General features: G+C 67.3%; 15 protein-coding genes. 1 reads left to right on the top strand and 14 read right to left on the bottom strand.

The genetic code is table 11. From position 1 onward, the window contains the following. Positions 1-16: 16 nt before the first annotated feature. Positions 17-637: a TetR/AcrR family transcriptional regulator gene (locus ACWRN3_RS08645; protein WP_255174045.1), complete on the bottom strand. Its 621-nt coding sequence runs from the start codon at positions 635-637 to the stop codon at positions 17-19. A gap of 126 nt (positions 638-763) precedes the next feature. On the opposite strand from ACWRN3_RS08645, the gene ACWRN3_RS08640 reads away from it, so the two are divergent. After that, entirely contained in the window at positions 764-1,030 is a 267-nt protein-coding gene (locus ACWRN3_RS08640) for a hypothetical protein (RefSeq protein WP_255174044.1), read from the top strand. Between the two features lie 49 nt (positions 1,031-1,079). Here the strand turns inward: ACWRN3_RS08640 and ACWRN3_RS08635 are convergent, their stop codons facing one another. The 13 genes from ACWRN3_RS08635 to ACWRN3_RS08575 form a co-directional block, all read right to left on the bottom strand. Continuing rightward, complete coding sequence (locus tag ACWRN3_RS08635; RefSeq protein ID WP_324643797.1) at positions 1,080-2,003, bottom strand: 4-phosphopantoate--beta-alanine ligase; 924 nt, start codon at positions 2,001-2,003, stop codon at positions 1,080-1,082. Beyond that, positions 2,004-2,897, bottom strand: coding sequence for a Rossmann-like and DUF2520 domain-containing protein (locus ACWRN3_RS08630; RefSeq protein ID WP_255174042.1), 894 nt, complete (start codon positions 2,895-2,897; stop codon positions 2,004-2,006). After that, positions 2,890-4,545: a PH domain-containing protein gene (locus ACWRN3_RS08625; RefSeq protein ID WP_324643796.1), complete on the bottom strand. Its 1,656-nt coding sequence runs from the start codon at positions 4,543-4,545 to the stop codon at positions 2,890-2,892. Before ACWRN3_RS08625 ends, ACWRN3_RS08630 begins: the two co-directional genes overlap by 8 nt. Continuing rightward, a complete protein-coding gene (locus tag ACWRN3_RS08620; protein ID WP_476740374.1) occupies positions 4,542-5,054 on the bottom strand; it encodes a PH domain-containing protein in 513 nt (170 codons plus the stop codon). The genes ACWRN3_RS08625 and ACWRN3_RS08620 overlap by 4 nt, the downstream gene beginning before the upstream one ends. Beyond that, positions 5,035-5,583, bottom strand: coding sequence for a DUF3180 domain-containing protein (locus ACWRN3_RS08615; protein WP_255174039.1), 549 nt, complete (start codon positions 5,581-5,583; stop codon positions 5,035-5,037). The genes ACWRN3_RS08620 and ACWRN3_RS08615 overlap by 20 nt, the downstream gene beginning before the upstream one ends. Further along, on the bottom strand, positions 5,580-6,125 hold the full coding sequence (gene folK, locus ACWRN3_RS08610; RefSeq protein ID WP_255174038.1) for a 2-amino-4-hydroxy-6-hydroxymethyldihydropteridine diphosphokinase: 546 nt from the start codon (positions 6,123-6,125) through the stop codon (positions 5,580-5,582). Before folK ends, ACWRN3_RS08615 begins: the two co-directional genes overlap by 4 nt. Continuing rightward, on the bottom strand, positions 6,122-6,514 hold the full coding sequence (gene folB / locus ACWRN3_RS08605) for a dihydroneopterin aldolase (protein ID WP_476740373.1): 393 nt from the start codon (positions 6,512-6,514) through the stop codon (positions 6,122-6,124). The genes folK and folB overlap by 4 nt, the downstream gene beginning before the upstream one ends. Before the next feature lie 13 nt (positions 6,515-6,527). Next, on the bottom strand, positions 6,528-7,466 hold the full coding sequence (gene folP, locus ACWRN3_RS08600) for a dihydropteroate synthase (protein ID WP_255174036.1): 939 nt from the start codon (positions 7,464-7,466) through the stop codon (positions 6,528-6,530). Positions 7,467-7,475: 9 nt separating this feature from the next. Then, positions 7,476-8,120, bottom strand: coding sequence for a GTP cyclohydrolase I FolE (folE, locus tag ACWRN3_RS08595; RefSeq protein WP_324643792.1), 645 nt, complete (start codon positions 8,118-8,120; stop codon positions 7,476-7,478). Positions 8,121-8,129: 9 nt separating this feature from the next. Continuing rightward, positions 8,130-10,193, bottom strand: a complete 2,064-nt coding sequence (ftsH, locus tag ACWRN3_RS08590; protein WP_159634414.1) for an ATP-dependent zinc metalloprotease FtsH — start codon at positions 10,191-10,193, stop codon at positions 8,130-8,132. A gap of 515 nt (positions 10,194-10,708) precedes the next feature. Beyond that, entirely contained in the window at positions 10,709-11,260 is a 552-nt protein-coding gene (gene hpt, locus ACWRN3_RS08585) for a hypoxanthine phosphoribosyltransferase (RefSeq protein WP_041651844.1), read from the bottom strand. 30 nt (positions 11,261-11,290) lie between these two features. Continuing rightward, a complete protein-coding gene (tilS, locus tag ACWRN3_RS08580; protein WP_476740472.1) occupies positions 11,291-12,364 on the bottom strand; it encodes a tRNA lysidine(34) synthetase TilS in 1,074 nt (357 codons plus the stop codon). 108 nt (positions 12,365-12,472) lie between these two features. Next, the gene (locus tag ACWRN3_RS08575; protein WP_476740372.1) at positions 12,473-13,618 is read right to left on the bottom strand and encodes a zinc-dependent metalloprotease; all 1,146 of its coding nucleotides are present in this window, start codon (positions 13,616-13,618) and stop codon (positions 12,473-12,475) included. Positions 13,619-13,684 lie beyond the last annotated feature (66 nt).

Genomic DNA, 13,684 nt, shown 5'->3' with positions numbered 1-13,684 from the left:
CCTGGAGAGCCAGCCGCTATGCCCTGTGGTGCTCGATCAGCCAGACAGCCATCTCTTGGGCACGCTTCCCGGCGTCCAGGTCACCGCCGGTTGCCGAGATGATGGAACCCTTCATCAGGATCTGCCAGGAACGCGCGAACCCGTCCGGGTCCACAAGCCCGGCTTCTTCGGCCAACGCCTGTACGTGGCTCCGGAGTTTTGCCAGGTAGTTGATACTGGCCTGCCCCAAGGGGTGGGACGGTCCCATCTCCAGCAGGACCTGGGTGAAGGTGCTCCCTTCGAAGTCATCGCGCCGGAACCATTCCCCCAGGACATCGAAGATTGCCAGCAGCCGCTCCACCGGCGTCTGTCCCCGGCCCCGGGCCTGGGCCACGATCGCTTCAACAGTCCACAGTTTGTCCCGCTGCTCCAGGAAGGCCAGGACCAACGAGTCCTTTGACGGGAAATGCCGGTAGAAGGTGGCCTTGGCCACGCCTGACCGCTCGATGAGTTCATTGACACCCACGTCCCGGATTCCCCTGCGCGAAAACAGCTCGTAGGCCACCGAGAGGATCCGCTCCACGGAATTGGTGTTGCCCTCCGCCGCCGGAGCCACGGAAGAGGAATCGGATATCGGGACCTTCGCCTCTGTGCTCATAGGACTTGGAGTCTACTTCAGGGGAGACAGACTGGTCTTGCCCGCTGTAGTGTTTCTCCTACGCAGTTCTTTAGAACACCGCAAGGCGCGCCCAAGGGTCCGCCGGTTTGGAGCAAGGAGGCCCCAATGTCAGCAGAGCGGATGTTCCAAAGTGTCCCGTCGGATCCGGATCCCTGGATGTCCAGTGATACGCCCGAAGAGGTCAGGCAGTTCGCTATCGAGTCGCTGCGGTGGCAGGCGCAGGAAATCATCGATGAGCTGCTTGGCGGCCAGGATCCCTGTGAAGAACTCGCCCGGGCCCGCCTTCGCCGCTGCGTCGCCAGGAACCCGGGCAGGCCTGAACGCGCGCTGCTCGAACAGCTCATGATCAACCGGGACCACTCAGGCCTGTAACGGGGCACCCGGGCGTGCGCCGGGCCGGCGTGGCAGCTATGAGCAGCAGTTACGAACTCAGTGGCACGTTGTCGATCAGGCGCACCGGGCCCACCTTGGCGGCGATGAGCGCCAGGGCCTCGCCGCGGAAGGGCGTTTCCCGGCAGTTCTCCGCCAGCGGCTCAAGGGTGCCCGGGTCCACTACGTCAAAGTAGTCCAGCGAGACCAGGGGCTGCGATTCCACCATCGCCAGCGCGGAGTCGAGGTCCAGCGGCTCATGGGCGTTCGCCCTTTGCTCCAGCAGCCGCAGGGCCCTGGACAGGACCAGCGCGGCGTCCCGCTCGGCGTCGGACAGGAAGCGGTTCCGGCTGGACAGCGCCAGCCCGTCCGTTGCGCGCACCGTTGGCACGCCCACGATCTCCACCGGAAAGTTCAGGTCGGAAACCATCCGCCGGACCAGGGCCAGCTGCTGGGCGTCCTTTTGCCCGAAGTAGGCCCGGTACGCCGGCAGGCTGCCGGCGGCAGAACCCGCAGGGCCGGCGGGGAGGCCGGCCGCCGGTGTGCCGTAGTGCAGCAGTTTTGCCACGACAGTGAGTGCGCCGTCAAAGTGGCCGGGCCGCGAGGCGCCCTCCCACTTATCCCCGAGGCGGCCGGAAGTGATCCGCACCAGGGGTTCACCACCGGGATAGACCTCGTCCACGGAGGGCGCGAACGCGAGGTCAACGCCCTGCTCCTCGAGCAGGGCGAGGTCCGCGTCGAGCGTCCGCGGGTAGCGGTCCAGGTCAACGGCATCGCCGAACTGCAGCGGGTTGACGAAAATGCTGGCCACCACCACATCGTTCTGCTCGACGGCGGTGCGCGCCAGCGTTGCGTGGCCTTCGTGGAGTGCGCCCATGGTGGGCACAAGCCCCTGGGAAACACCCTGTTTCGCGCCGAGCAAACGGGCGCTTTCGGCTTTCAGGCCGGCCACGGTGGTGACGAGTTGAATGGGCATTCAGTCTTCCTTCGAATCGAGGGCCTCGCGCAGCCCCTTCAGCTGGTCGGGTTTCAGCAGGCCGCGCCCTTCAGCGCGCAGGGCAGTGGCGCGGGCCATTGCAAGGTAGGCCTCGAGCACGTCACCGTGGCCGCCGCCGTCGAACTCCCGCAACGCCTCAGCGTGCGCACGAACGGTGCCCACGTCCCCGCGGGCCACCGGCCCGGTCAGCGCAGACTCCCCCGAGGCCAGCGCGTTTTCCAGGGTGGCGCGCAGCAGCGGCCCCAGCATGCGCTCGGGTGATTCCACTCCCACCTCGCGCAGGAGCTGCGACGCCTGTGCCACCAAGGTGACCAGGTGGTTGGAACCATGGGCCAGGGCCGCGTGGTAGAGCGTCCGGTCCGCCTCGGCGATGGCCACAGGCTCCGCCCCCATCTCCACCACCAGCGCCTGCGCGATAGGGAGCATGGCGGCATCGGCCGTCACGCCGAAGGTGCAGTCGAGCAGCCGGGTGAGGTCCAGGCTCATGCCCGTGAACGTCATGGCCGGGTGCAGCGCCAGCGGCACGGCCCCGGCGGCACGGACCGGATGCAGCACGCCCACGCCGAACCGGCCCGAGGTATGTGCCACGAGCTGCCCCGGCTGCCAGGCGCCTAGCTTCGCCAGCCCCTCCACCAAGTCCGGCAGCGCGTCGTCGGGCACCGCCAGCAGCACCAGTTCCGCACGTTCCACGATGTCCTGCACTTCAAGGATGGGCACGCCGGGAAGGAGTGCCTCGGCCCGGTCCCGGCTGGCGTCGGAGACGGCTGACACTCCCACGACGGCGTGCTCGGCGGCGCGCAGGGCCGCGCCGAGCACGGCGCCCACCTTGCCGGCGCCGATGATTCCGACGCCGAGGCGTCCGGGCTTAGCCATGCGTCTGGCCTTCCTGTTGGTAATGGGTGCGGGCTTCACTGGCTGGTGTCCCAGGGTGCGGCGCTCCGGGGACGGGTGTGTCCGGCACGGCCGCGGGTTCCACTGCCGGAACGACCTGCCGCAACCATTGTTCGGTGGTTTGCCGCTTCCTGGCCAGCCGCGCCCGCGCCGACTGCTCGTCGAAGAGTTGCCTGGCCTCGTCCAGCCCCGCCTGGGTCAGCCGCGGGGCAACGGGACCGGCTGTCGTGTGCAGGACCAGATCGGCCACCCGGAACCGGCGCGCCACGGGCCCCTGATGGATCGCCAGTGACTGCGTGCGTTGGTGGGGCACCAGCACAAGGTCCCGCCACCAGCGCCCGGAGCGGATCAGAAGTGCCGTGTCCGTGGCGGCAAACCCGTTCCGCCGCCAGGCCAGCGGCGCCAGCAGCCGGGCCCGCCGGGGCGTGGTGGTGAACCCGCCGTCGGAACCGCTGCCCATAAGCCCCGCCGCGAACACCTCCGCAGGGCGTTCCGTTCCGGGGTCCGGCAGGACCAGCGAGAGCATGGCGAGGACGTCGGCGAACTTGCCCACCGGCAGGAGGATGGTCCGGGTGTTGCCTTCGACGGCGTTGCCGGACGCCCCGTAACCGGCAACGTTCACCTGCATCCGGTACCAGCCGAACGGACGCCACAGCGGCGGCTGGGCAATCTTCACAGCCTGGATCCGGCCCGGCGGAAGTGTCTGCGCCTGGGTGTCCAGCAGGCCGTAGCGCAACCGGATGCCGTCCGGCGAGACGGCCGCGGTGAAGTTGTAGCCCTTGTTGAAGAAGTTCCAGTAGCTGGCGGCAAGGCCCAGCGCTGCGGGCACCAGGTAGAAGTAGAAAGCGCGGTTGTCCGTCAGCGCAGACAGGACCACGGAAGCGAAGCCGCCCACCACAATGAAGAAGCTTTGCTCGCTCAACAGCAGCGATCCGACAAGGCGCGACGGCGGCACGCTGAGTACCTGGATTTCGGGCGCCTCAGGTGCGGACGGGTCAAAGGACGCCGCCGATGGGCTGCCGGGACCTGAACGCGCCGCGGCGTTGATGCCGGCCGCCGGGACCGCACCGAAGCTTGCCTCAGCACCGGAGGCCCGGGCCAGGATGGTGGCGCGCAGCTGGCGGGCGTCGTCGATCCTGAGGTACGCCAGGCGCACGGCGGATTCACCGGCGTCGGCAACTTCGAACTTGAGTTCGGCCAGGCCAAAGATGCGGGCCAGCAGGGGCTGCACGATGTCAATTGCCTGGACCCGGTCCAGGCGTGCCTGCCGGTGCTGGCGGAAGAGGAGGCCGGTGTTGACCCGGACATAGCCGCCGGAGACCTGGTACTTGGTGAAGTACCAGGTCAGGACGAACCCCAGGACTGCCACGGCCAGCACGGCGGCGCCGCCGCCAAGGAGCCATGGTGCACGGCGGGCGAACCCGTCCTCGAAGACGGGCTGGCCCTGGAGTGTCCGCTCAAACAGGTCGCGGCCGAAGAAGAACGTGATGGCGGCCAGTGCAACCCAGCCGCGGACGAAAGGTGAGGCGGGATGCACACGCAGCCATTCGCCGTCGGGCGTTCCCGTGGCTTCCGGGCCGGTACCGGCAGGCGGCAGCGCCGGGCCGGGCAGCTGGCCGTCAGTGGTCACAGTCCTGCCAGCCTGGCTTCGCCGCGGGCGGCCAGTTGTTCCCGGAGCCGGGCGCCTTCCGACGCCGGGAGGCCGGGGATGCGCGCATTGGTGCCCGGGGACGCTGTGTGGAGCTTGACGGTGCACAGGCCCATGCTCCGCTCCACAGGTCCCACGGCGATGTCCACATACTGCATGCGTCCGTACGGGACGGCCATGGTGCGCTGGAAGAAGATGCCGCTCCTGACCAGGAGGTCCTCGTCGCGCTCGGCGTAGCCGATGGCCCGGACCTGCCGGGGGATGAGGACAAGCCGCCATAAGGCAAGCAGCAGGGTGGCGGCCGGAACAGTGGTGGCCAGCCACAGCGGCGGCCACCGCCACCATCCCAGGAGGACGAACACCAGCGGCGCGGACAGGACCAGTACCGCGGCGATGTTGGCCAGCGCCCATTCCACCAGGCGGACGGTGACGTATTTCGGTGACACCCGCTGCCAGTTGATACCCGGCGGGTCAATCGCCTCGGTACGCATATTCGCCTTCCCCAGCGGCTTCCCCGCGGGCAGGCCGGCCCTTCTTCCCGTCAACCGTGTTGGTGTCGCCGTCTTCCGGCGGGATCCTGCAGAACCGCTCCACGACGAGCCCCACCACGATCATCACCAGGCCGCCGCCCGCCATGGCGAGGGCGAGCCAGGTGATGCCCTGGTCGCTGCGCAGGCTCCAGATCCGCAACTGGTCCAGGAAGATGCCCACATGCCATCCCAGCAGCACCGATCCGGCGTAGGCGCACGCCTGCGCCAGGATCAGGGTCCGGGCGGCCAGCAGGGGATCCAGCTGCGTCTTCTTCGTCTTGCTGTTGGGCTGGTGGCTGTTCCGCCACCTCAGGATCCGGATACCCAGGATCAGGGTGATGATGACGATGACGCCCATGGTGGCCAGCGCGGTGGCAGGCAGGACAGGCGTGGCCATGCTGTACCGGCTGGTGACAACCGTGGCTGACCAGCCCGCGATGGCAAGGATGACGCAGATCAGCAGCAGGCGCAGCGGGTTGATGGGCTTCATCTCTCCTCCACCGCTCCGGCCGTCGGCATTCCGTCAAAGTCCCCGAACCCGTCGAACGGGGCAAGGTCCTTGAAATCGTCCGCCTGGACTGCCAAGGAGCTGATCCGTTCGCCGTTCAGCGTGGCGGCGGGTTCGATGAGCGACCACGGGTAGAGGACGAAAGCACGTGACGCAGCCCGGGGGTGGGGGATGGTCAGGGCGGGGTCGTCACTGCGGAGCTCACCGTAGGTGATGATGTCGACGTCGAGCGTCCGCGGCCCCCAGCGGACCTCGCGGACGCGGAGGTGCTTGTTCTCCACGGCCTGGCAATGTTCCAGCAGTTCGGCAGGGGTGAGGCTGGTTTCCACGGTAATGACCATGTTCAGGAAGTCCGGCTGGCCGGCAGGGCCGCCCACGGCCTTGGTCTGGACTATGGGCGAGACGGCGAGGAGCCGTACTTCGGGCGGATCCACCAGGTCCGCCACAGCCTCTGTCAGGGTCTCGTTCCGTTCACCAAGGTTGCTGCCCAGGGCCAGCACGGCCTTGGTGTAGATCCCGTTCATGCCTGCGCACCGGACAGCGCAGGGGCGGCGGGTTCCCGCTCGCGGTGCACCGTAACGGCCACGTCACCGAAGGGGACCTCGATGGGCGCCTGCGGTTTATGGACGGTGATGTCCACGGCCTGGAGTGCGAATTCGGCCAGGAGGCAGTCGGCGATCCGCACCGCGAGGGCCTCAATGAGGTTCAGGGGCTCCCCGGTGATCCAGTCGGTAATACGCTGCGCCACCTCACCGTAGTGGGCGGTGTCCCGGACGTCGTCGGATTGCGCCGCTTCGGTGAAGTCCAGGTAGAGCACGGCGTCCACAACAAAGGGCTGGCCCTCCCGGCGTTCAAAATCGAAGACACCGTGGTGGCCGACGGCGGTCACTCCGGTCAGCGTAATCCTGTCCATGGGTCCCCCGGCCCTATTGCGTTTTGGGTACGGCTTGTGTTGTGGGTGCCGCCGCCATGCGCGCAGCCACCTTGACCGCGTCAAGGCTGGAACCGACGTCGTGCACGCGGACGGCCCAGGCCCCGCGGTAGGCGCTGATGGCTGTGATTGCGGCCGTGGCGCTGTCCCGCTCGTCAGGAGCGGCAGACTTCCCGGCCACCGTAAGCAGGGTGCCGAGGAAGCGCTTGCGGGAGGCAGCCACCAGGACCTTGTGGCCCAGGCTGTCCAGCTGGTCCAGGTTCTGCAGCAGTTCCCAGTTCTGGGCGTCGTTCTTGGCGAACCCCAGGCCCGGATCGATGATGATCTGTTCCCGGCTGACACCGGCTGCGTAGAGCTTGTCCCGTACTCCTGCGAGTTCCGCCACGACTTCCCCGGCCACGTCCGTGTATTCGGCGAGCGAGTTCATGGTCCGGGCGTCGCCCCGGCGGTGCGTGAGGACATAAGGTGCCTTGGAGGCCGCCACGAGCTCCACCATCTCCGGTTCGATGGTCAGCCCGGAGACGTCATTGATGATGGCCGCGCCGGCCTTCAGGGCAGCGGCTGCGGTGGAGGCATGCGTGGTGTCGATGCTGACCAGCGCGCCGGCTTTCACCAGGGCTTCGATCACGGGCAGGACGCGGCGCTGCTCTTCGTCCGGGGTGACGTCGTCGGCGCCGGGCCGGGTGGACTCGCCCCCGACGTCGATGATGTCCGCGCCTGCGTAGAACATCCGCAGGCCTGCCGCGATGGCGGTGTCCGCCGTCGCGTGCTTGCCGCCGTCGCTGAATGAATCCGGGGTGACGTTCAGGATGCCCATCACCAGGGTGCGGCCGGTGGGGAGGTCCTCAAAGCGGGCAGCCGGGCGGGGCTTGCGCAGGATGGGCAGCGGGGACGTAGCGGGCCCCGTTCCAGGGGCTGCAGCGAGTGAATCCATGGTGTGTGGTTACCTTCCGAGGATGAGGCTCATGGCTTCGGCACGGGTGGCCGGGTCATGAAGCTGCCCGCGGACCGCACTGGTGACGGTCTTCGCTCCGGGCTTGCGGATGCCGCGCATGGACATGCACATGTGCTCGCATTCAACGACGACGATCGCACCGCGGGGTTTGAGGTGCTGCACCATCGCTTCGACAATTTCGGTAGTCAGCCGCTCCTGTACCTGGGGGCGGCGGGCGTAGATGTCCACCAGCCGGGCCAGCTTGCTCAGCCCGGTCACCTTTCCGTCGTGCGAGGGGATGTAGCCAACGTGGGCCACCCCATGGAACGGCACCAGGTGGTGCTCGCACGTGGAGTAGAAGGGGATGTCCTTGACCAGGACCAGTTCCTCGTGGTCAAGGTCGAAGGTGGTGGACAGGACGTCCGCAGGATCATGATGCAGTCCGGCGAACACCTCGGCGTACGCCTTCGCAACCCTTTTCGGGGTGTCCACGAGGCCACCGCGGTCCGGGTCCTCGCCAATGGCAAGGAGGATCTCGCGGACGGCCGCCTCAATCCGTGGCCGGTCCACCTTTTCGCGCTTGGAGTGGTGGGAACCGTCCTCCGCCGGGTAGGCGGCGGAGTCGGAAACGTCGTCGTCGTCGAAGGAAGTCACAAGGAAAGCTTAGCCGCGAAGGGTGTCAGGCCCCGAGTCGGGGGTGCCTCCGTGAAACGGAGCATCCTCCGAAACGCCCTGCGGGTGCGGGGGCTGGGCGTCCAGCGGCTCGTCAAGGCGCGCCTTCTTCGCTTCCTCCTGCGCTTCCCGTTCAGCCCGCTCCTGGCGGCTCTCCACCGGTCCGGTCAGCTGGACGGGACGGGTTTCCTTGGACAGCCACACCTCGCGGAAGTCCCGCTTGCGGACGTCACGGAAGATGTCGGCAATCTCGGCCTGGTTGAGGGTCTCCCGCTCCAGCAGCTCCAAGGCGAGGTAGTCCAGGATGTCCCGGTTCTCGGTGAGGATTTCGTAGGCCTCGTCATGTGCCTGCTCGATCAGGCGGCGCACTTCCTCGTCCACCACATAGGCAATCTGGTCAGAGTAGTTCCGCTCGTGCCCTGCGTCGCGGCCCAGGAAGGGTTCGCCGCCGCCCTGGCCCAGGCGGACAGCACCGACGCGTTCGCTCATGCCGTACTCGGTGACCATCTTGCGTGCGGTTCCGGTGGCTTTCTCGATGTCGTTGGAGGCACCGGTGGAGGGATCGTGGAACACGATCTCCTCAGCAACACGGCCGCCCATGGCGTAGGCCATCTGGTCCAGGAGTTCGTTGCGGGTCACGGAGTACTTGTCGTTTTCCGGGACCACCATGGTGTAGCCAAGGGCGCGGCCGCGGGGAAGGATGGTGATCTTGGTGACCGGAGCGGAGTTCCGAAGGGCCGCCGCCACCAGGGCGTGGCCGCCTTCGTGGTAGGCGGTGATCTTGCGCTCGTGTTCCTTCATGACGCGGCTGCGCTTCTGCGGGCCGGCCATGACGCGGTCAATGGCCTCATCCAGGGCGCGGTCGTCAATCAGGTTGGCGTTGGAACGCGCGGTGAGCAGAGCGGCCTCGTTAAGGACGTTGGCGAGGTCGGCGCCGGTGTACCCGGGCGTCTTCTTCGCCACACCCTTCAGGTCCACCCCGGGAGCCATCGGCTTGCCCTTGGCGTGCACCTGCAGGATCTGGTCGCGGCCGATCAGGTCCGGCGCTTCCACGGACACCTGGCGGTCGAAGCGGCCGGGGCGCAGCAGGGCCGGGTCCAGGACGTCGGGCCGGTTGGTGGCGGCGATGAGGATCACGTTGGTCTTTACGTCGAAGCCGTCCATCTCCACGAGCAACTGGTTGAGGGTCTGCTCGCGTTCGTCGTTGCCGCCGCCGATGCCGGCGCCGCGATGGCGGCCGACGGCGTCGATCTCATCCACGAAGATGATTGCCGGCGAGTTGGCCTTGGCCTGTTCGAAGAGGTCGCGGACGCGGGAGGCGCCGACGCCGACGAACATTTCCACGAAGTCGGAGCCCGAGATGGAGAAGAAGGGAACCCCTGCCTCGCCCGCAACTGCGCGTGCCAGCAGGGTCTTACCGGTGCCCGGGGGGCCGTAGAGCAGGACACCCTTGGGGATCTTGGCTCCCACGGCCTGGAACTTGGCCGGTTCCTGCAGGAATTCCTTGATCTCCTGGAGTTCCTCCACGGCCTCATCAGCACCTGCAACGTCAGCGAAGGTGACCTGCGGCATGTCCTTGCTGACCATCTTGGCCTTGGACTTGCCGAACTGCATGATCTTGGAGCCGCCGCCCTGCATGCGGGTCATCAGGAACCAGAAGAGGGCGCCCAGCAGGATGACGGGGATCAGGAGGGACAGCAGGCCGGAGAACCAGTTGCTTTCGATCGGCTGGTCGGTGAAGCCCTGTGCGGGCTTGGCATCGGTGACAGCCTTCACCACGTCCTGCGCACGGGCATCGACGAAGAAGAACTGGACGCTCTTGCCTTTGTCCTGCCCGTCCACCTGCAGGTTGTCCTTCAGCGTGAGGTCAACGCGGTTCTCGCCGTCGAAGATCTTGGCCTGCTCCACCTTGTTGCTGGAGAGCAGTTCCAGGCCCTTGTCCGTGTCGATCCGGGCCGCACCGCCGGGGGCGAGCGTTGCAAAAGCCACAAGGAGCAGACCGACCACAACGACGATCCAGATGCCCGGGCCTTTGAAGAAGTTCTTAGCTTTCATCTGTTCGGGGGCTGGCCCCGTCCCTTCCGGTAGTGCTTCACGGCGAGTAGTCTGCGCGCGTGATGGTGCTGCGTCAGCTTCTAGCTATACACCGTCCGGAGTAAATCACGCATAGCGAAAAGCAAAAGTTCCCTGTGGGCGTAGATGGTGCGGCAGTCCGCAGAATGCCGCGTCAAAGCTGCGATATCCCGGTGCGGGGCGGGCCCCACGGATGCACGCGTGAGCGGTCACTGCAGCAAAAGAGGGCGCGCGCCAGGCGGTTGGGGCCGTACCCCAGCCGACCGCCGTCGTCCGTACTTTCCCGCAGGTTTCGGGACTGACAGGACGAAAGGCACGTCATTGAGGGCGTGCGGGACCCTGGTGGCCGGGACGCCGGAGTCCCGCGCCACGTCCCGGATGCCCACGCTGCTGCTGCTCACGCTTCCCGGACCTCACCAAGGCCACTGCGGGATGGCATTTCATGGCAGTCCCGGGCGGCAACATTGCCGTGAACCGCCATGTTCGCGCGGAAGGGGTTACTCGTAGACGTGCGGCGCCAGGGTGCCCACGAAGTCCAGGTTGCGGTACTTTTCCGCGTAGTCCAGGCCATAGCCCACCACGAACTCGTTGGGGATGTCGTAGCCCACGTACTTGACGTCGATCTCCACCTTCGCGGCGGTGGGCTTGCGGAACGCGGTGCAGATTTCCACCGACGCGGTGCCACGGGATTCCAGGTTGGTCTTGAGCCAGGACAGCGTGAGGCCGGAATCGATGATGTCCTCGACGATCAGCACATCCTTGCCCATCAGGTCGGTGTCCAGGTCCTTGAGGATCCGCACCACGCCGGAGGACTGCGTACCCGAGCCGTAGGAGGAAACGGCCATCCAGTCCATGGAGATGTGGCTGTGCAGTGCCCGGGCCAGGTCAGCCATGACCATGACGGCGCCCTTGAGGACGCCAACAATGAGGATTTCGCGTCCTTCGTAGTCTTTGTCGATCTGCGCGGCGAGTTCGGTGATCCGCTGCTGGATCTGTTCCTTGGTGTAGAGAACGTGCTTGAGATCTGCCTGGACGTCGTTTGAATCCACCAATGGCTCCTGTTTAGATGCGGGGTGCGACTATTTTGCGGGCGGTTTTTGAGGCCGGAATACTAGCTTCCCACAGCGCGCGGGTTCGCGGGGAACGGAAGCGGCGCCGCCCGGAGCCCCGGGAGCGGCCGCGTCCTTCGATTCCTCCAGCTGCGCCAGTGACAACCGGTACACACTCACGCCGCCGGGAAGCTCCACCGGTCCGGCCGAGCCCTGCCGCCGGAGCAGCCCTTCTGCCGCCAAAAGGCGCCGGTAGCTGGGCTGCTGCCCGCCGGCGTCGGCCGCTGCCTTGGCAATCACACGGAACCTGATGGCCGGTGCCAGCGCCCGCAGCGCCTCCTCCGGCAGGCCCAGTCCGCTGCCGTCCCGTTCCACCAGGGACGCGTAGGTGCTCCCCGCCACATCCTCCAGGTAGTCGGCGTCCAGCTGCAGGATGGCGGCTGTCCGGGCCAGGGATTCGGCGACGCCGGGACCGAGTTTTTCCTCAAGGTGCGGGAGGACTTCCACCCTGGTCCGTGACCGCGCGAAGGCGGGATCGGAGTTGGTGGGATCGTGCCAGGGATCCAATTCCTCCACGGCACAGATTTCCTCGGTGTCCGCTCGCCGGAGTTCCAGGAAGGGGCGCAGGAGGACGGCATTTCCGGTTCCAGGACGTGCCGGCCGCATCCCTGCGAGGGACCGCGTGCCGGAGCCGCGGGCCAGGCCCAGCAGTACTTGTTCGGCCTGGTCGTCCAGGGTGTGCCCCAGCAGGATTGCCTCCGCGCCCTGGTCTGCGGCTGCGGCCTCAAGCGCGGCATGCCGGGCTTCACGGGCGGCGGCTTCGGGGCCCATGCCGGCACCGGCCACCGTAACGGTACGGATTTCCACCGGATGCAGGCCCAAATCCTGCAGTGCTTCCACCGTGCGGGCGGCAATATCGCCCGATCCCTCCTGCAGCTGGTGGTCCACCACCACGGCGCCAAGGGTCAGCGGGTGGCCGTCCACGTGTCCGCGGCGGCCAAAATACGCGGCGACGGCGGCGAGCGCCAGGGAGTCCGGCCCGCCGCTGCAGGCTACGAGGACGTGGCGTGGGTAGCCGGCCCCGGCCAGGGCGTTCTGCAGCAGTTTGCGCGCAGTGCCAACGACGGGCGCCAACCTGCCGGGCCGGCGTCGGCCGCTCCGCGCACCCTGTCCTTCAGCCGCCGGGGCGCCCACCGGTACCTCTGAAGGCAACTAGAGGCCCATCCGGTCGAGCCACAGCTTGGCGTCGTGGATCTCGGGCTCGGTGGGAAGGTGGTCCACCGAGTCCCACACCTTGTTGAAGCCCTCCATGCCGGCCACGTCCACCACCGCGCGGACAAAGCGGGCGCCGTCGGAGTACTGGCGCATTTTGGCGTCCAGGCCCAGGAGGCTGCGGATGAACTTCTCGATCACGCCGCGGTCCTTGCCGCGGTCGTTGAAACGCTGCCGGATGGTCTTCACGGAAGGCACGATGCTCGCGTCCACGGCATCCATCACCACGTTCGCGTGCCCCTCGAGCAGGCTCATCACGGCGGTGAGGTGCGAGATGGCGGCCTTTTCCTCGGGGTCCTGCAGCAGGTCCAGGATGGCGCCGCGGCCCGGCGTGTTTCCGCTGGCAGAGCGGTCCTTCAGCGAACGCGCGGCGGCCGAGGCACGCTCCATCAGGGAATCGACGTTGCCCAGGAGGTGCCCGCTGAGTTCGTCGATTTGCTCCAGCATGTGGTGGCGCAGCCACGGCGCTGCCGCGAACTGCACCCGGTGCGTCTGCTCGTGCAGGCACACCCAGAGCCGGAAATCCTCCGGCGTGACGTTGAGTTCGCGCTCCACCGAGACGATGTTCGGCGCCACCAGCAGGAGCCGGCCGGCAGCAGGGGCCGTGGAGTTCTCCGCCAGGGCCGCAAAGGGATCGTACTGGCCCAGGACCTTGCTGGACAGGAAGGCAAGGACGGCCCCCAACTGGCTGCCGGTAATGGCGCCGCTGACCTGGGCGGCCGCGGGGCTGAGGTTTCCGCGCCGGGTGTCCAGCATCTTCTGCATGGCGGGCTTGAGCATCACCGCGAAGCTTTGGGTGTTGGCCTTGGCCCAGGACGCCCGGTCCACCACCAGCACGGAGGAGTCGCGCAGGTCGCGGGCCGCTTCCAGCCCGGTGATTTCGTGGACGTGCGGCACGGATGCGTACGCCAGCCGGCGCAGGCTGTCCACCGCCTCCCCGATGGCTTTTCCGTCGAGCACGGGCCCGGCCGGAGCCAGCCTCGCCGCGGCAGAGGCAGCGAGGTCCCAGTTGATCAGGGCTTGCGCCTGGTCGGACTGGGCTGTTGGGGACAACGTCGATGCGGACTCGCGCGCAGTGGACTCCATGGTTCCCATCAGAACACAGCAGGCCGGGGATCGTCCTTAAGTTCGCTGACCGGCGAAACTTCCACA

This window comes from Pseudarthrobacter sp. rb, assembly GCF_056389225.1.
The sequence above is the reverse complement of the archived record's forward strand: the minus strand, read 5'-3'. Positions and strand labels throughout refer to the sequence as shown.

Excerpts from the sequence above, each read along its gene's own strand:
- ACWRN3_RS08645 (WP_255174045.1), bottom strand. The coding sequence starts at position 637 with ATGAGCACAGAGGCGAAGGTCCCGATATCCGATTCCTCTTCCGTGGCT.
- ACWRN3_RS08640 (WP_255174044.1), top strand. The coding sequence starts at position 764 with ATGTCAGCAGAGCGGATGTTCCAAAGTGTCCCGTCGGATCCGGATCCC.
- ACWRN3_RS08635 (WP_324643797.1), bottom strand. The coding sequence starts at position 2,003 with ATGCCCATTCAACTCGTCACCACCGTGGCCGGCCTGAAAGCCGAAAGC.
- ACWRN3_RS08630 (WP_255174042.1), bottom strand. The coding sequence starts at position 2,897 with ATGGCTAAGCCCGGACGCCTCGGCGTCGGAATCATCGGCGCCGGCAAG.
- ACWRN3_RS08620 (WP_476740374.1), bottom strand. The coding sequence starts at position 5,054 with ATGCGTACCGAGGCGATTGACCCGCCGGGTATCAACTGGCAGCGGGTG.
- ACWRN3_RS08615 (WP_255174039.1), bottom strand. The coding sequence starts at position 5,583 with ATGAAGCCCATCAACCCGCTGCGCCTGCTGCTGATCTGCGTCATCCTT.
- folK (WP_255174038.1), bottom strand. The coding sequence starts at position 6,125 with ATGAACGGGATCTACACCAAGGCCGTGCTGGCCCTGGGCAGCAACCTT.
- folB (WP_476740373.1), bottom strand. The coding sequence starts at position 6,514 with ATGGACAGGATTACGCTGACCGGAGTGACCGCCGTCGGCCACCACGGT.
- folP (WP_255174036.1), bottom strand. The coding sequence starts at position 7,466 with ATGGATTCACTCGCTGCAGCCCCTGGAACGGGGCCCGCTACGTCCCCG.
- ftsH (WP_159634414.1), bottom strand. The coding sequence starts at position 10,193 with ATGAAAGCTAAGAACTTCTTCAAAGGCCCGGGCATCTGGATCGTCGTT.
- ACWRN3_RS08575 (WP_476740372.1), bottom strand. The coding sequence starts at position 13,618 with ATGGAGTCCACTGCGCGCGAGTCCGCATCGACGTTGTCCCCAACAGCC.